This is a genomic window from Agrobacterium sp. 22-223-1 (assembly GCF_053522385.1).
Genome location: NZ_JBNWCN010000001.1, coordinates 1,078,985 through 1,095,448, shown reverse-complemented (window position 1 = coordinate 1,095,448; position 16,464 = coordinate 1,078,985). Strand labels below are relative to the sequence as shown.

Annotated in this window: 15 protein-coding genes; 6 read left to right on the top strand and 9 right to left on the bottom strand. The window is 60.1% G+C overall.

The features are described 5' to 3' along the window. Positions 1-22: 22 nt before the first annotated feature. From ACQZ60_RS05440 to ACQZ60_RS05430, 3 genes are all read right to left on the bottom strand, one after another. A complete protein-coding gene (locus ACQZ60_RS05440) occupies positions 23-1,051 on the bottom strand; it encodes a sensor domain-containing diguanylate cyclase (RefSeq protein ID WP_031234552.1) in 1,029 nt (342 codons plus the stop codon). Positions 1,052-1,256: 205 nt separating this feature from the next. Continuing rightward, entirely contained in the window at positions 1,257-1,706 is a 450-nt protein-coding gene (locus tag ACQZ60_RS05435) for a DNA polymerase III subunit chi (RefSeq protein ID WP_020813398.1), read from the bottom strand. 25 nt (positions 1,707-1,731) lie between these two features. Next, positions 1,732-3,225: a leucyl aminopeptidase gene (locus ACQZ60_RS05430; protein ID WP_059753150.1), complete on the bottom strand. Its 1,494-nt coding sequence runs from the start codon at positions 3,223-3,225 to the stop codon at positions 1,732-1,734. A gap of 298 nt (positions 3,226-3,523) precedes the next feature. Between ACQZ60_RS05430 and ACQZ60_RS05425 the strand changes: the two genes are divergently transcribed. The 6 genes from ACQZ60_RS05425 to rsmA all read left to right on the top strand — a co-directional run bounded on the left by ACQZ60_RS05425 (position 3,524) and on the right by rsmA (position 11,285). Next, a complete protein-coding gene (locus tag ACQZ60_RS05425; RefSeq protein WP_035263025.1) occupies positions 3,524-4,693 on the top strand; it encodes an LptF/LptG family permease in 1,170 nt (389 codons plus the stop codon). After that, a complete protein-coding gene (gene lptG, locus ACQZ60_RS05420; protein WP_035263022.1) occupies positions 4,690-5,778 on the top strand; it encodes an LPS export ABC transporter permease LptG in 1,089 nt (362 codons plus the stop codon). Before ACQZ60_RS05425 ends, lptG begins: the two co-directional genes overlap by 4 nt. Next, positions 5,778-8,159: an LPS-assembly protein LptD gene (locus ACQZ60_RS05415; RefSeq protein WP_035263019.1), complete on the top strand. Its 2,382-nt coding sequence runs from the start codon at positions 5,778-5,780 to the stop codon at positions 8,157-8,159. The genes lptG and ACQZ60_RS05415 overlap by 1 nt, the downstream gene beginning before the upstream one ends. A gap of 297 nt (positions 8,160-8,456) precedes the next feature. Then, on the top strand, positions 8,457-9,404 hold the full coding sequence (locus ACQZ60_RS05410; RefSeq protein WP_003520739.1) for a SurA N-terminal domain-containing protein: 948 nt from the start codon (positions 8,457-8,459) through the stop codon (positions 9,402-9,404). 25 nt (positions 9,405-9,429) lie between these two features. Next, positions 9,430-10,452, top strand: coding sequence for a 4-hydroxythreonine-4-phosphate dehydrogenase PdxA (gene pdxA / locus ACQZ60_RS05405; protein ID WP_031233979.1), 1,023 nt, complete (start codon positions 9,430-9,432; stop codon positions 10,450-10,452). Next, positions 10,452-11,285: a 16S rRNA (adenine(1518)-N(6)/adenine(1519)-N(6))-dimethyltransferase RsmA gene (gene rsmA, locus ACQZ60_RS05400; RefSeq protein ID WP_448734876.1), complete on the top strand. Its 834-nt coding sequence runs from the start codon at positions 10,452-10,454 to the stop codon at positions 11,283-11,285. Before pdxA ends, rsmA begins: the two co-directional genes overlap by 1 nt. 16 nt (positions 11,286-11,301) lie before the next feature. Here rsmA and vapC read toward each other — a convergent pair whose 3' ends face one another. From vapC to fabF, 6 genes are all read right to left on the bottom strand, one after another. Next, positions 11,302-11,700, bottom strand: coding sequence for a type II toxin-antitoxin system tRNA(fMet)-specific endonuclease VapC (gene vapC / locus ACQZ60_RS05395; RefSeq protein WP_448734875.1), 399 nt, complete (start codon positions 11,698-11,700; stop codon positions 11,302-11,304). Beyond that, a complete protein-coding gene (gene vapB, locus ACQZ60_RS05390; protein ID WP_031233980.1) occupies positions 11,700-11,933 on the bottom strand; it encodes a type II toxin-antitoxin system VapB family antitoxin in 234 nt (77 codons plus the stop codon). Before vapB ends, vapC begins: the two co-directional genes overlap by 1 nt. A gap of 93 nt (positions 11,934-12,026) precedes the next feature. Further along, complete coding sequence (gmk, locus tag ACQZ60_RS05385) at positions 12,027-12,689, bottom strand: guanylate kinase (protein WP_448734874.1); 663 nt, start codon at positions 12,687-12,689, stop codon at positions 12,027-12,029. Between the two features lie 4 nt (positions 12,690-12,693). Next, positions 12,694-13,581 carry a YicC/YloC family endoribonuclease gene (locus ACQZ60_RS05380; RefSeq protein WP_031233981.1) on the bottom strand — a complete coding sequence of 296 codons (888 nt, stop codon included), beginning with the start codon at positions 13,579-13,581 and terminating at the stop codon, positions 12,694-12,696. A 68-nt stretch (positions 13,582-13,649) separates the two neighbouring features. Continuing rightward, the gene (gene mltG, locus ACQZ60_RS05375; protein WP_448734873.1) at positions 13,650-14,870 is read right to left on the bottom strand and encodes an endolytic transglycosylase MltG; all 1,221 of its coding nucleotides are present in this window, start codon (positions 14,868-14,870) and stop codon (positions 13,650-13,652) included. A 329-nt stretch (positions 14,871-15,199) separates the two neighbouring features. After that, the gene (gene fabF / locus ACQZ60_RS05370) at positions 15,200-16,462 is read right to left on the bottom strand and encodes a beta-ketoacyl-ACP synthase II (RefSeq protein WP_448734872.1); all 1,263 of its coding nucleotides are present in this window, start codon (positions 16,460-16,462) and stop codon (positions 15,200-15,202) included. Between the last annotated feature and the right edge of the window lie 2 nt (positions 16,463-16,464).

Genomic DNA, 16,464 nt, shown 5'->3' with positions numbered 1-16,464 from the left:
ACGCTTCCCGAAGGACAATGCCTCAAAGGGCGCGACTGACGAAACGGTCGCGCCCTGATTTTTTGGCCTGATACAGCGCTTCGTCGACGCTGCATAGCAGCGTTGCCCGGTCGGCACCCGCCTGCGGAGCAAGCGCGCCGCCGATGCTGAGGCGGGCGTCCACCTCCTGCCCGTCCACGTCAAAGGGGTTCCGGAAAGCGGCCAGAAGCCGGTCCGCCAACCCGTTCATGACATCGGGAGCGTCGGGCCGCGGTATAAAGATCGCGAATTCATCGCCGCCCATGCGCACGACGATGTCGTCCTTGCGGATTGCCTTGCGGATACGTCCGGCGGCGGCGGTCAGAACGCGGTCGCCGGCAGGATGGCCGAACGTGTCGTTGATGGTCTTGAAACCGTCCAGATCAAGATAGAGGACACCGAAGGCCTCGTTTGCACGCAGGGCCGCGCCGAGCTGGCCATCGACAATCGCCTCCAGCGCCTTGCGATTATAAAAACCGGTCAGCGGATCGGTCATCGCCGCATCACGCAATTCGCGTTCGGCCAGACTCATGGTGAAATTGGCTTTTTGAAGCCGCAGCAATGCAGCCGCCAGCAACGCGAAGTGTCTGAGATTGTCGATTTCGACGCGGGAAAAATTTCTCGGCACCGTATCGACCAAACAAAAGGCGCCAACAACAAGACCGGGCTCAAGTTCGATCGGCGCACCCGCATAGGAACGCAGCTCCGGCCCCCCTTTGACATAGGACATGAAGCGGAAATGCGGATGCTCGGTCAGATCGGAAATCACCACCACATCCTGCTTGGCGATGACGCGATTGCAGATCGACAGATCGCGCGGGCATTCCGACAGTTCCATTCCCGCCTGCTCGGCGATATGAAGCCAATCCTCATCGACAATATTGACCGCCGCACGCGCCACGCCAAAAACCCCCTGCCCCAGTTGCGACAGCACTTTCAGCTCCGGCATTTCGGCATTCTTGAAAGACATGATCGACCGCACCGCGACCAGACGCTCGGTTTCTCCCTCCGGTCGCGATATCGCCTGTCCCATACTCATGTCCTTCTGCTGTTGCGTTACAGGAAGCCGCCCGAAGCAGAGCAGGTCAAACCAACCGCCTCGCTCGAAGCGGAAGCCCATTCCGCTGCGTTTCCTTTCGGCGCATAATGCAAAAACCGGCAATTGACGCCACGTGCGAATTTTTGCCGGTCTGTTTGCGTATGGAACCAATCGTGGGGACGCCCAATCGGCGGTGAGATCAGGCCTTCTTCTGCCAGCGGCCTTCAGGCGACTGCTGCCAGTAGGTCAGGGAATGCCCCTCTGTTTTCAGCCTTTTCCAGTGATTCCGCGCCATTTCGAGCTGGTAGGCATCGTATCCGTCGAACATGAACACGATACGTTCATAGGCTTCCACCGCCGGCGGCTCTGCGCCATCGACGAGAAAGCGGACACTTGCCGCATTAGTATTCTCGTCCGACGCCGTCAGGAGAATCGGCTGGTTTTGCGGTGCGGGCGAAGTATCGGTGGCGTGCGGCAGGAAACTGTCGTCACGAAAGGTCCACAGATGCGTGTCGAGAAAATCGCGGCGCTCCTCGCCCACCGTCTGGATCGCGACCTTCCAGCCGCGTTCCAGCGATTTCTCGAGCAAGGGCGGCAACGCATCCTCCAGCTTCGATTCCGTCAGATGGTAAAACAGAATTTCAGTCATCCGCAGACGTGCCGCTCCGCTCGTTTCAATCTTCGTAATGGGCACGAACGAGTTCGTTCAGCAGCCTGACGCCGTAGCCCGATCCCCAGGACTGGTTGATCTCGGTCAGCGGCGACCCCATGGCGGTGCCGGCGATATCGAGATGCGCCCAGGAGGTTTCGCCCACGAAACGCTTGAGGAACTGCGCGGCCGTGACGGAACCCGCCAGACGGCCCGAGCTGTTCTTCATATCGGCGAATTTGGAATCGATGATCTTGTCGTAATCCTTGCCGAGCGGCATGCGCCACAGTTTTTCGGCCGTCACATCGCCCGCCTGCGTGAGGCGTGCTGCAAGCTCGTCGTCATTGGAGAAAAGACCGGCCTGAAGATTGCCGAGCGCCACTGTGATCGCGCCCGTCAGCGTGGCGAGGTTCACCATGAATTTCGGGTTGAAGCGATCCTTGGTGTACCAGAGCGCGTCGGCCAGAACCAGCCGGCCTTCGGCATCGGTATTGATGATCTCGATGGTCTGGCCGGACATGGAGGTGACGATATCGCCCGGACGCTGGGCATTGCCGTCAGGCATGTTTTCCACAAGGCCGATGACGCCGATCACATTCGCCTTGGCCTTGCGGGCGGCCAGCGCATGCATCAGGCCGGTCACGGCGGCGGCCCCGCCCATGTCGCCCTTCATATCCTCCATATTGAGGCCGGGCTTCAGCGAAATGCCGCCGGTATCGAAAACGACGCCCTTGCCGACGAAGGCAATCGGCTCATCCTTCTTGTTGCCGCCGTTCCACTGCATGACCGCAAGTCTGGGCGGACGCGCCGACCCCTGCGCCACACCGAGAAGCGCATTCATGCCGAGCTTCTTCAGCTCCTTCTCGCCGAGGACTTCCACCTCGACGCCGAGCTTGCGCAGCTCCTCCGCCTTCTCGGCAAATTCGACGGGACCGAGAGCGTTCGGCGGCAGGTTGACGAGATCGCGCGCCAGGGTAACACCGCCCGCAACGGCCTCGGACACGGCAAAAGCCTTTTCCGCTTCCTGATGGGCGGCCGTGACGATGACGATCTCCACCTTCTTCGGCGTCTTCTCTTCGTCGGACTTTTTCTTGGTCTTGTAGGCATCGAAGCTATAGGCGCGCAGCAGCAGGCCAAGCGCAAAATCCGCAGCAGCCTGCGCACCGACCTCTACGCCCGGCGCATCGAGATAGATGACGACCCTGTCCGCCTTCTTGAAACTGGCGGCGGCGGTGCCGCCGGCGCGCAGCCAGTCATGGGCGACCAGCTTCGAGGGCTTGCCGAGGCCGATGACGAGCAGCCGGTCGGCGGCGGAACCCTGCGGCGCGATCACGTCGAGCGTCGTCATGGACTTTGCGGAAAAGCCCGAAATCTTCGCCGCCCTTTCGATCACACCGCCCGGATCGGCCTCGGAGGCGCCGGCGACGGCCTGCGCCTCACCCGAGGCCTGCAGCACAACGGCGAGCGCGTTTTCAAGCGCGGCGGAATTGGCGAAAGAAATATCGAATTTGGCGGACATGTTTTCCTGCTCTTCTTCTACGACTTGCACGATGCGCATGATCATGGCCTTTTCGGCCCCGGGCGCAACCCCGCATTCTTTAAAGGCCTACAGTCGTTAAAGGAAAGGCATTTTTGTGGAATGCGAAATCGCGTCATGAAACCGACAGCTTGTTCCACAAAAAGACACAGGCGATGGAAAAATCATCGCGCAAAACATATTTGTGAGCACGCCGGAATAGCCAATTGCAAACGATGCGATTAGATAGGCGGAAATTCGGCGAGCGATCGCACGGAAAAACAATGTCGAACAGGGCCGTATGAAGCTTCTCGAGAACTATATCCTGCGGCGGACAACGCAGATGTTTCTGGTCGCGCTGCTGCCGGTGCTGGCCATCATCTGGACCATCCAGGTTCTCCAGAGAATCAATCTCGTCACCGATACCGGCCAGTCGATGGGTTCCTTCATGGCGCTCGCGACGATGATCCTGCCGACGCTGATCCCCGTCGTCCTGCCTTTCGCGCTGGTGATCGGCATCACCCAGATCTTCACGACGATGAACAACGATTCCGAGCTTGCCATCATCGATGCGGCCGGATCGCCCCGGTCGATCATGTATCGCCCGGTTCTCATTCTGGCCGCCATTCTGAGCGCGTTTTCATTCACCATCACCAATTTCATCGAGCCGCCCGCCCGCAGCTCCGCCCGGCAGATGGTGGCGGCCGCCTATGCCGACCTTCTGTCCTCCGTGATCGAAGAAAAGACTTTCCGCACCATTCAGGACGGTCTTTACGTGCAGATCGCCCAGCGGCAGGGTCGCATCCTCAAGGGCCTGTTCGTCGCCGACCGCCGCGATCCGAATTTCGATCTCATCTATTATGCCAAGGAAGGCATGATCGATGAAAGCGGCACGTCGCTGACCATGCGCGACGGCGAAGTGCAGCAGAAGACGCCGGACGGCAAGGTCTCGATCGTCAAGTTCCTGTCCTATGCCTTCGACCTTTCGACCATGTCGGAAAAGCAGGATTCCGAGCCGTCGCTCTCGCCGGGCGATGCCAGCCTTGGTTTCCTTCTTTCGCCCGACGAGAACAATGCGAGCTACAAGCGCTCGCCGGAAGCCTTCCGCAGCGAGCTGCACAAGCGCCTGTCGGACTGGATGTTCGCTTTCTCCTTCGCGCTGATTTCGCTGGTCATCGCCGCCGATGCCCGTTCGCACCGCGAGGCGCGCCTGCATCCGATGGTCGCCGCGCTGGTGACGGCCTTCATGCTGCGGTGGCTTGGTTTTTACGTCACCAATCAGATCAAGCAGAGCGCGGCCTTCATTCCGCTGGTCTATGCCGTGCCGGGCCTCAGCGGCGGCGCCGCCGCCTTCATTCTGCTGACTGGCCGCAAGCCGAAAATGCCGAAAATCATCGCCGATGCGATGGGTCGTCTGCGCCGTCTCTTCTCCAGCCGGATGGCGAAAAGCTCTGGGAGCGGCAACGCATGATTTTCAACACGCTCTCCCGCTATTTCCTGAAGCGATATCTGATCACCGCCATCTGGTTCGTGCTCGGCGTATCCTCGATCATTTACCTTGCCGATTTCAGCGAAACGGCACGGCGCATGTCCGGCCTGCCCGGCTATTCCGTTCCGGCCGCCCTTGGCCTGACGGCGCTTCGCCTGCCGCTGATCCTGCAACAGACCGTGCCCTTCATCGCGCTTTTCGTCGGCATGACGACGCTGATCTCGCTCAACCGGCGTTACGAACTGGTGGTGACGCGCGCCGCCGGCATTTCCGCCTGGCAGTTCATCCTTCCCTTCGTGCTCGGCGCGGTTTTCATCGGCATCCTGTCGGTCACCATCCTGAACCCCATCGCGGCATGGGGCCAGAACAAGTCGCTGGCGATGGAAGCCGGCCTGCGCAACGAAGCGGGCGGCGGTCGCCAGCAGGAGATCATTCCGTGGATGCGCCAGGCAAGCGGCGGCCAGGATACGATCATCGGCGCCAAGAGCTTCGAGGACAATGGAACGCTGCTTCTTGACGTGGTTCTGATCGACATCGACAAGGACGGAAACATCGTCTCGCGTAAGGATGCGAAGTCGGCTAAATTGGAAGATGGTTACTGGCTTCTTAACGGCGTTTCGGAAACCCGCGCCGGGCATGTGCCAGTTCGGCAAGAAAGCACGCGGATCAGTACCAATCTGAGACGGGAATTCGTTCAGGAGCGCATGACGCAGACGGAAACCGTTGCTTTCTTTGACCTTTCTCACAAGATCGAAGTTGCAAAGTCCTTTGGACTATCTTCGAAGGCGCTTGAGACGCAGTATCATTTCCTGCTATCGACGCCCCTGCTTCTGGTTGCGATGACCTTGATCGCCGCGACCGTTTCATTAAAGTTCAGCCGCTTCGCCCAATCGCGCTCCGTGATTCTGGGTGGAATCGTTTCCGGCTTCGTGCTTTATGTAGTAACCGTGCTCGTAAGGGCATTCGGGAGTGGTGGCGTTGTCCCTCCCACCGTCGCGGTCTGGGTTCCAGTCATCGTGGCGTTGGCTTTGGGGGCAACCATTCTGCTTCATCAGGAGGACGGCTAGTGGCGGTATATGACCGCGGGAATATCAGGCGGCTTTGGACGGCCCTTCTGACAGGTGCCGCTGTGTGCGCGTATTTGGCATCCAGCCCGGTCGCTTTCGGCCAGGATGGTTTGCTTGCGTCGGCAAGCCAAGACGATTCGAAACTCCTGCTTACAGCAAATGAACTGACCTATAATCGCGATTCCCAGCGCGTGATCGCGAAGGGCGTGGTTCGCATGAAATATTCGGGCTACCGCATGGTGGCCCAGCAAGTGGAATATAACCAGCAGACCGGCCGCGTGATCGCCCATGGCAACATCGAGCTGATCGAGCCGGGCGGCAACAAGATTTATGCCGACGAGATGGACGTGACCGACGATTTCGGTCAGGGCTTCGTCAATGCGCTGCGCGTCGAGACCACGGACAATACCCGTATTGCCGGTGAAAGCGCCGAGCGTCTCGAAGGCGACCTGATGGTGCTCAACAACGGTGTCTACACCGCGTGTCTGCCCTGCGCCGAGCGGCCCGAAAAGGCGCCGCTATGGCAGGTCAAGGCCGAGCGCGTCGTTCAGGACGGCAAGACCCATACGGTGCGGCTGGAAAAGGCCCGCCTGCAGCTTTTCGGCCATTCGATCGCCTATCTGCCGTTCCTTACGGTTCCGGACAATACGGTGAAGCGTAAATCCGGCTTCCTGTTCCCGCAGATGAGCATTACCGACAATCTCGGTTTCGGTATCGGCGTCCCCTATTTCCACGTCCTGTCCGACACCTCAGACGTGACAGTCACGCCGACCTATTACACGACGCAGGGGCTGCTGCTGCAGGCGGAATTGCGCCAGCGCTTCGAAACCGGCATGCACACGGTCACGATCGCTGGCATCAGCCAGCAGAAGTCCGAAACCTTCACGGCCGGCACCAGCGACGCCCTCAACGACAATCGCGGCATGATCGCAAGCAAGGGTGATTTCTCGATCAACCCGCGCTGGGCGTTCGGCTGGGATGCCATGGTGCAGACCGACAATAACTTTTCGCGCACCTATGGGCTGAAGGGTTATAAAAACGACGTTCAGACCAACCAGATTTATCTGAGCGGTGCGAGTGAGCGTAACAGCTTCGAAGCCCGCGGTTATTATTTCAACGTTCAGGATACGGACAATACCGAAGCCAAGGAACGCAAGCAGGCAATCGTCCATCCGGTCGTCGACTACCGGTATTTCGTGCCGGATCCGGTTTATGGCGGCGAACTTTCGCTGACCACCAACCTGACGAGCATCACGCGCCTGCGTCAGGATGCTTACGCGCTTGGCGGTTATCCGCGTTTCAGCGGGCTTGAGGGCGACTATACGCGCCTTTCCACCGAAGCCGAGTGGAAGCGCACCTTCACGATGGACAGCGGCCTGCAGATCACGCCGATCCTTGCTGCGCGCGGCGACGCGCTCTGGACGGACATGTCTCCTGCGGCCTTCACCTCGGGCGGGACCTCCTATGCCTATGAGGGCATGATGCATGACGGCGCAGCTTTCCGCGGCATGGTCACCGGTGGCCTGGAAGTGCGTTATCCCTGGCTGTTCACCGCGCTCAACAGCAGCCATGTGATCGAGCCCATTGCACAGATTTTCGTGCGCCCGAACGAACAATATGCCGGCCGCCTTCCGAACGAGGACGCACAGGCATTCGTCTTCGACGCGACCAATCTGTTCGAACGCGACAAATTCTCCGGTTTCGACCGGATCGAAGGCGGCACGCGCGCCAATATCGGCTTCCGCTACAACGGTACGTTCGACAACGGCTACGGCGTTCGCGCCATTGCCGGCCAGTCCTTCCATCTGGCGGGCGACAATTCCTTCGCCTCCTACGACCTCGTCAATGCGGGCGCCAATTCGGGCCTCGAATCCGACCGTTCGGATTACGTCGCCATGGCCGCTTTCGATGCGCCGATCGGACTTTCGCTGTCGTCGAGCCTGCGTCTCGACAAGGACGATTTCGACATCAACCGCTCGGAGACGGGCATCAGCTATTCGGACCGCCGCCTTACCGGCAAGCTCAGCTATACGCAGGTCAAGGCGCAGCCGAAATACGGCTATAACGAAGACCGCGATATCATCCAGGCGTCCGGTTCGCTGCGCATGGACGACAATTGGTCGCTATTCGGTTCGATCAATTACGATCTGAACGGGAAGTTTGCCGCCGAACGCCGCATCGGCATTGCCTATCAGGATGAATGCACGATCCTGACGGTCAGCTATTCCGACGAAGGCAATATCAATTCCAGCCGCCAGGCCGCCAATGATTGGTCGATCAACGCCCGTCTGGCCTTCCGTACGCTCGGCGATATCAGTGTCGGCTCGGCCAATGATGACTGGAACGACATGGATATCGGCTGGAAGCCAAACAACTACTGAGTTTAGAGGCAGGTTACGCAGCATCGTGACCTGCCTTTTTACCATTTGGCCAGTAAAGCCACGGTTTCGCCGCAACAACACGCCAATGTCGGCCGCACATGGAACCTATCGGGTTTTCTTTCAACAAACCGACACATTGCCGTCTTGCGGATCGCGATGATATATACGTGGCAAATTCGCGGTGCGGATGCACAGGTGCAGGTCTGAAAAGTGGGAGAGTTCAATATTTCCCTCACCAGGCAGAACAGATTGGCGGGACAGGGCAACAGGACCCTGCTCGACGAAAGGGAGAAGGATATGATGAATTTCGGAAAGACGGCTTTGCGTGGCGCTGCTTTCGCCTTTGCGATATTCGCCGTTCCCATGGCCGTTGTGCCCTATGCCGGCCAGGCCTTCGCCGATAGCACCGTCAAGATCGTCGTCAACAAGACCCCCATCACCAATGACGATATCGCCAAGCGCGTCGCCTTCCTCAAGCTGCAGCGCCAGTCCGGTAATCTCAATGAAAAGGCGCGTGAGCAGCTTGTCGACGAAGCGCTGAAGCGCGAGGAAATCGGCCGCGTTAAGATGTCGGTCAGCACCGACGATGTCGATGCGGCCTTCGCACGCTTTGCCGGCAACAACAAGATGACCCCGCAGCAATTGACGAAGGTGCTTGCGCAGGCGGGTGTCGGAGCCGATCATTTCAAGGCCTTCATCGCCGTTCAGATGAGCTGGCCGCGCCTTGTCAACGCCCGTTATGGCGCACGCGGCAAGATGTCGACGCAGGATCTCGTTACCCGACTGAAGGAACGCGGCGACAAGCCTGTCACCACGGAATATTTCCTGCAGCAGGTCATCTTCGTTATCCCGGAATCGAAACGCAACGCCATTACCGGCAAGCGCAAGGCCGAGGCTGAAGCCTCGCGCAAGCGTTATCCCGGCTGCGACCAGGCCATGAGCTTCGCCGCAACCATGCGCGACGTGGCGATCAAGGACCTTGGCCGCATTCTGGCGCCAGAGCTACCGGAAGACTGGAAGGCGCTGGTGGAGAAGACCAAGGAGGGCGGCACCACTGGCACCCGCGTCACCGAAAAGGGCGTCGAATATCTGGCCATCTGCAAGCAGCGCCAGGTTTCTGACGACTATGCGGCGGAAATGGTGTTCAAGTCCGAAGACCTGATGAAGGCCAAAGACGGCGAAAACCCGAACGAAAAGAAATATATGGATGAGCTGCGCAAGAAGGCGCAGATCGTCAACACCTGATATTGATACGAGAGCCGGTCTTTCCGTGACATATGCATCCCTGCCGCTTGCCCTGACACAGGGAGATCCAGCCGGTATCGGCCCCGACATCGCTATCACCGCCTGGGCTAAGCGCCGGGAGAACGGCGTGCCGCCCTTCATCTTCATCGGTGACCCCGATGTGGTGGCGAGCCGTGCGGCGCTGATCGGCGTGCCGGTCAATATCGGGACCTGCGATGCGGAAAGCGCCGTCGGCCTGTTCGAACAGGCTTTCCCCATCCTCTCCCTTCCTGTCGGCTTCGAAGTGCAAGCGGGTCAGCCGCATGTCGGCGCGGCGCACGCGACGATCAAGGCCATCGAGACGGCCGTTTCGTTGACGGTCGAGGGCAAGGCTGCGGCCGTCGTCACCAATCCGATCGCGAAATCGGTGCTTTATGAGGCAGGTTTCGGCTTTCCCGGTCATACGGAATTTCTGGCCGATCTCGCCCTGCGCCAGACCGGCGAGCAAGTCATCCCCGTGATGATGATTGCCGGCCCCAAGGTCCGTGTCGTCCCGGTGACGATCCATATCCCCGTGAAAGATGTGCCGGCCGCTCTCACCGAAGAGCTGATCGTCACGACCTGCCGGATCATCGATGCCGATCTCCGGCGGAAATTCGGCATCGAGGCGCCGCGTCTGGCGGTTGCCGGCCTCAACCCGCATGCGGGTGAAGATGGCGCACTCGGCACCGAGGATCGCGATATCGTTCACCCGGCAACCATGCGGTTGCGGAAGGACGGGATCGATGCCTTCGGCCCCCTGCCCGCCGACACCATGTTCCACGATGCCGCCCGCAAGCGTTATGACGTGGCGGTGTGCATGTATCACGATCAGGCGCTCATTCCGGCCAAGGCGCTCGGCTTTGACGATTCCGTCAATGTCACGCTCGGCCTGCCCTTCATCCGCACCTCGCCCGACCATGGCACCGCCTTCGGCATTGCCGGCCAGGGCATAGCCAATGAGGCGAGCCTCGTGGCGGCGCTGAAGATGGCGGCGGACATTTCCCTCCGCAGCCGGGCCAACGCATAATGGCGGCCATCGACGGACTACCGCCGCTGCGCGATGTCATCCAGCGCCACGGGCTCGACGCGAAGAAATCGCTCGGCCAGAACTTCCTGTTCGACCTCAACCTCACCCAGAAGATCGCAAGGACAGCAGGGCCGCTAGACGGCGTGACGGTGATAGAGGTCGGCCCCGGTCCCGGCGGCCTCACCCGCGCCATTCTGTCGCTCGGGGCAAAAAAGGTCATCGCCGTCGAACGCGACAGCCGCTGCCTGCCGGCGCTGGCGGAAATCGAAGCGCATTATCCCGGACGGCTCGAAGTCATCGAGGGCGACGCCCTCAAGACCGATTTCGAGGCTCTGGTTCCCGCCGGCGAACCGGTGCGCATCATCGCCAACCTGCCCTACAATGTCGGCACGCAATTGCTGGTCAACTGGCTGCTGCCGAAACAATGGCCGCCCTTCTGGCTCTCCATGACGCTGATGTTCCAGAAGGAAGTCGGCCAGCGCATCGTGGCCGAAGAAGGCGATAACCATTATGGCCGGCTGGGCGTTCTCGCCGGCTGGCGCACGGTTTCCGAAATGGCCTTCGACGTTCCGCCACAGGCCTTCAGCCCGCCGCCGAAAGTGACCTCCACCGTCGTGCACCTGCTGCCGAAGGACAAGCCGCTGCCCTGCGATGTCGCCAAGCTTGAAAAGGTGACGGAAGCCGCCTTCGGCCAACGCCGCAAGATGCTGCGCCAGAGCGTGAAAAGCCTTGGCGGCGAGACGCTGCTGGAAAGAGCGGGGATCGATCCCACACGGCGAGCGGAAACGCTGTCGGTGGAGGAGTTCGTCACTTTGGCGAACGCGCTGGGATAAATGCGAAGCTCTGAGACTATACCCAGTTTTCAACTCGCAAACCGGGCATCCGGACAAACTCGCGCATATTATTGGTTACGACGATCAGCCCCTCGCTACGGGCGTGACCACCAATCTGCATATCATGAACGCCGCAAGGCGTTCCAACCTTGGCAAGTTCGGCCCTGATCTGGCCGTAATGTGCGGCGCCTTTGTCGGCGAAAGGCAGAACGTCCAAACGCGCGGTAAAATTTTCAATGGCGTTGATGTTTTCCTGGCGCCGGACGGATTTTTCAGCACCATAATAGAGCTCGCCAAGTGTGATGCTCGAAATACACAGTTGATCTGCCAGCGCGTTGAATTTCTCCCGCAGCTCCGGAGGATAAGTCTTCATCACATAGATACATATATTGGTATCGAGCATATATGTGAGCATCAGAAGGGCTCGCGCTCATCCAATGCAGGCTCTTCGCGAACGGAAAGAAAATCATCCGTTGCACGTGGGCCGGTCAGAAAGAGGTCGTCCCAGCGCTTTCCCTGCGGCACTATAACACGCGCGAGACCGATTTTCAGAACATCGACCTTATGCACGTCATCAGGAAAAGCCACGGCCTTCGGTAGCCTTACAGCTTGACTGCGATTGCTTATAAAAACCGTTGACGTTGCCACTGTCGGAGCCTCGTATATCCTACTGGGATATACATAGCGCCTAACCGCTTCGATTTCAAGATTTTGGGGCCGGTAGCCATACGCTACCTTCCATCAGAGCTTCGGCTCTTCCTCGAGCAACGCCCGCACGAAATCGAACATGCCGTGGCGGCGGTCGCGGCGGACGCGTTCGGCCTTCACGATGGCTTCGACGGCCTCGAAGGCGGCCTGCAGGTCGTCATTGAGGATGACATAGTCATAGTCGCGCCAGTGCTCGATTTCGGCGCGGGAATTGAGGAGCCGGGTCTTGATGACCTCTTCGGTGTCCTCGGCACGGCGATGCAGGCGCGATTGAAGTTCGGTCATGGTCGGCGGCAGGATGAAGATCGAAACGACGTCCGCCTTCATCTTGTCCTGAAGCTGCTCGGCGCCCTGCCAGTCGATATCGAACAGCATGTCGCGGCCGGCAGCCATGGCATCTTCCACCGGCCCGCGCGGCGTGCCGTAAAAATTGCCGTGAACTTCAGCCCATTCCAGCAGCGCATCGCTATCCCGCAGGCGCTCGAAGTCCCGCTTGGAAATGAAATGGTAGTGGATGCCGTCAATCTCGCTCTGGCGGCGCGGGCGCGTCGTGACGCTGACGGACAGGCCGATATTCTTGTCCTTGTCGAGCAGGTTGCGCGCAATCGTGGATTTGCCCGCGCCGGATGGCGAAGAAATCACCAGCATCAACCCTCTGCGGGCAATCGTGACGGGAGAATTATTCACCGGGGCCATGGGTCTACTCCAGATTTTGGACCTGCTCGCGGAACTGGTCGATCACCACTTTCAGCTCTATGCCTGCTGCGGTTACCGCACTGGCGTTCGATTTGGAACAGATTGTATTCGACTCGCGGTTAAATTCCTGTGCAAGAAAATCGAGCTTGCGTCCTACCGGCCCACCATTGGCCAAAAGCTCCCGCGACGCCTGAACATGGGCGTGCAGCCGGTCGATCTCTTCGCGCAGATCCGCCTTGGTGGCGAGCAGCGCCGCCTCGGCATGCAGCCGGTCACGGTCGAGACCATGCAAGCCGTCGCCGATGAGGGCGATCTGTTGGGCGAGCCGTGCCGCGATCTGTTCCGGCTGGCGGGAAGGATCGTTTTCAATGATGTCCGCGAGCTGCTCGATCCGGTTGACATGACCGGACAGGATGGCAAACAGCGACGCCCCTTCCCGCTCGCGCATATCCTTCAGCTTCTCGACGGCGGCAGCGAAGCCGGCAAGCACATCGCCGTTGCGCGCGGCCTGCGCCTCCGCGTCATCTTCCGCCTCGCGAAAATCGACGAGCCCGCGCAGCGTGAGCAGCGTGTCGAAGCTCAGCGGCTTGTCTTCCACGACATCGCCAAGCTCCTTCTTCAGCGCCAGAACCGCTGCCAGGGCATCGCGGTTGATCACCGCCTCCAGCCGGTTTTCCGCAATCGCCAGCGTCAGACCCGCCTGGATATTGCCGCGGGAAAGATGCTCGCCTGCGATTTCGCGCAGGGCCGTTTCCAGCGCTTCAAGACCGGTCGGCAGACGCAGGCGCACATCGAGCCCCTTGCCGTTTACCGAGCGCAATTCCCAAGCCCAGCGGTAACGGCCGGAGGTTCCTTCGCTGCGTGCGAAGCCGGTCATCGATTGCAATGTCATATCTGGAAGCCCCCCGTCATGCTGTGCAAAACCGGGCCCGTGCGGATCGCAGGGCCCGGTCAGGATTATCAATTGTTGGCCGGCTTTTCCGCCTCGGCCCCGCCCGGCTGACCATCCACGACAACATCGGGATTGGCGCCGGAGGCCGCCTTTTCGGCCTCTATCTTGCGCCAGCGGCGCACATTGGCGTTATGCTCTTCAAGCGTCTTCGCAAACACATGGCCGCCGGTGCCATCCGCAACGAAATAAAGGTCATCCGTGCGCCATGGATTGGCCACGGCCTCAAGCGCCGCCCGACCCGGATTGGCGATGGGCGACGGCGGCAGGCCCTTGATGACATAGGTGTTGAACGGCGTCTGCTTCTGCAGGTCCGACTGGTAGATCGGGCGGTCCGACGGTTTGCCGTCGCCACCGAACAGGCCGTAGATGATCGTCGGGTCGGATTGCAGGCGCATGCCCTTCTTCAGGCGGTTGTAGAACACCGAAGCGACATGGGCGCGCTCGTCATCCTTGCCGGTTTCCTTCTCGACGATAGAGGCGAGCGTCACGAATTCCTCGATGGTCTTGATCGGCAGGTCCGGATCGCGCCGTTCCCAGATCATGTCGATCAGCTTGTCCTGCGCCGCACTCATCTGGTTGATGATTTCTTCGCGCTTGGTGCCGCGGGTGAAGCGGTAGGTATCGGGGCGCAGGCTGCCTTCCGGCGGCAGGGCCGAGGGCAATTCGCCGTCCAGCACTTCATCCGCTCCAAGGCGCGCGAACATCTGCTTCACGGTCAGGCCTTCCGGCAACGACACGGAATAAAGGATCGACTTGCCGGACTCCAGCAGCATCATGATGTCCTTCATCGATGCGCCGGCCTTGATCTCATATTCGCCGGCCTTCAGCGTCTGGTCCTTCTGCAGGTAGCTGCCGGTCATCAGGCGGAAGACACGGGCGTTGGAGATGACCTCGTTACGCTCGAGATTATTGGCGATCTCGATGATGCCGGCGCCGTTGCGCACCGTGAAATGTGTGTTCGTCTGAAGCGGACCGGGCTCCTGGAACGCATCGATCATGTAATAGAAAGCGGCAATGGCCAGCACACAGACCGCAACCGCAAGCGTCATCAGAAAATTCAGAAAGATTACAAGCTGGCCATGGGCCTTGCGGGAGCGCTTGGGCGGAGCCGGCACTTTTTCCGGCCGCAGGGCTTCCGTCGGGGATTTCGGAATGATCGGGCCGCGATTGCCTTCGCCCGCGCCGTTTTGTCCGTATGGTCCCTGGCTGTTCTGGTTCGTGTCGCTCACCGTCGGTCCTTTTCAGTTCGGCGTTGTCAGCGCTTTTTGCGCAGGTAATGCGGCAAAAACAGGTTCGGAATGTCTTCCTGCACCACATAGAGATATCGTGAAGCCTTGCTATTCCGCTTCACGAACATCGTTTCGGACAAAGCCGATGGAGGAAGCAGCCTGCGGCCGGAAATCATCCCGAACCGGCAAACGCTTCCCATAAACGACTACAATATCGGCGCGAAAACCGGAATGGCTTTCGCAAGCCGCAATGCGTTCTTCAAAGGAAAGAACGTCCTTTGTCAGCACCCGGTGGGAGGGCGCCAGCGGCGGCAGAGCCGCCGCCGCAATTATGCTTCGTAACGACGCAGCACGAGGGAGGCGTTGGTGCCGCCGAAGCCGAAGGAGTTCGAGAGCGCGACGTCGACCCGCCGCTTGCGCGCCTTGTGCGGCACGAGATCGATCTTCGTCTCCACATCGGGATTGTCGAGGTTCAGCGTCGGCGGAACGATGTTGTCGCGGATCGCAAGCGTCGCGAAGATCGCCTCGATAGCGCCCGCGGCACCGAGAAGATGGCCGGTGGCCGACTTGGTGGAAGACATGGAAATCTTCGAGGCCGATTCCCCGACAAGCCGCTCGACCGCGCCAAGCTCGATCGTATCGGCCATGGTCGAGGTGCCATGGGCGTTGATGTAGTCGATATCGTCAGGCGTGAGACCTGCACGCTTCAGCGCCATCGACATGCAGCGATAGGCGCCTTCACCGTCCTCGGACGGTGCGGTGATGTGATAGGCATCGCCCGAAAGGCCGTAACCGACGACTTCCGCATAAATCTTCGCACCGCGCGCCTTGGCATGTTCCAGCTCTTCCAGAACGACGATGCCCGCACCTTCACCCATGACGAAACCGTCGCGGTCACGGTCATAGGGGCGCGAGGCCTTTTCCGGATTGTCGTTATGCTGGGTGGAGAGCGCCTTGCATGCGGCGAAACCGGCAAGCGCGATGCGGCAGACCGGCGATTCGGCGCCACCGGCGACCATGACGTCGGCATCGCCGAGCGCGATCAGACGGGCAGCGTCGCCAATGGCGTGCGCGCCGGTCGAGCAGGCCGTCACCACGGCATGGTTCGGTCCGCGCAGCTTGTGGCGGATGGAAACCTGGCCGGATACGAGGTTGATCAGGCGGCCGGGAATGAAGAACGGAGAAATGCGCCGCGGGCCCTTGTCGCGCAGCGTATAGCCCGCCTCGACAATGCCCTCAAGGCCGCCGATGCCGGAGCCGATCAGAACGCCGGTGGCGATCTGGTCCTCGTCCGTTTCCGGATGCCAGTCCGCGTCGGCAAGCGCCATGTCGGCGGCAGCCATACCGTACAGGATGAAAGGATCGATCTTGCGCTGTTCCTTGGGTTCCATCCAGTCATCGGCATTGAAGGTGCCGTTGGAACCATCGCCCACGGGAATACGGCAGGCGATCTTTGCCGGAAGGTCTTCGACTTCGAATTCAGTCACGAGACGGGCGCCGTTCTGGCCGGCCAGCAGCCGCTCCCAGGTCACTTCCGTCCCACATCCAAGAGGAGATACCATGCCGGTACCGGTGATAACGACACGCCTCATCG

Excerpts from the sequence above, each read along its gene's own strand:
- ACQZ60_RS05440 (WP_031234552.1), bottom strand. The coding sequence starts at position 1,051 with ATGGGACAGGCGATATCGCGACCGGAGGGAGAAACCGAGCGTCTGGTC.
- ACQZ60_RS05435 (WP_020813398.1), bottom strand. The coding sequence starts at position 1,706 with ATGACTGAAATTCTGTTTTACCATCTGACGGAATCGAAGCTGGAGGAT.
- ACQZ60_RS05430 (WP_059753150.1), bottom strand. The coding sequence starts at position 3,225 with ATGTCCGCCAAATTCGATATTTCTTTCGCCAATTCCGCCGCGCTTGAA.
- ACQZ60_RS05425 (WP_035263025.1), top strand. The coding sequence starts at position 3,524 with ATGAAGCTTCTCGAGAACTATATCCTGCGGCGGACAACGCAGATGTTT.
- lptG (WP_035263022.1), top strand. The coding sequence starts at position 4,690 with ATGATTTTCAACACGCTCTCCCGCTATTTCCTGAAGCGATATCTGATC.
- ACQZ60_RS05410 (WP_003520739.1), top strand. The coding sequence starts at position 8,457 with ATGATGAATTTCGGAAAGACGGCTTTGCGTGGCGCTGCTTTCGCCTTT.
- rsmA (WP_448734876.1), top strand. The coding sequence starts at position 10,452 with ATGGCGGCCATCGACGGACTACCGCCGCTGCGCGATGTCATCCAGCGC.
- vapC (WP_448734875.1), bottom strand. The coding sequence starts at position 11,700 with ATGCTCACATATATGCTCGATACCAATATATGTATCTATGTGATGAAG.
- gmk (WP_448734874.1), bottom strand. The coding sequence starts at position 12,689 with ATGGCCCCGGTGAATAATTCTCCCGTCACGATTGCCCGCAGAGGGTTG.
- ACQZ60_RS05380 (WP_031233981.1), bottom strand. The coding sequence starts at position 13,581 with ATGACATTGCAATCGATGACCGGCTTCGCACGCAGCGAAGGAACCTCC.
- fabF (WP_448734872.1), bottom strand. The coding sequence starts at position 16,462 with ATGAGGCGTGTCGTTATCACCGGTACCGGCATGGTATCTCCTCTTGGA.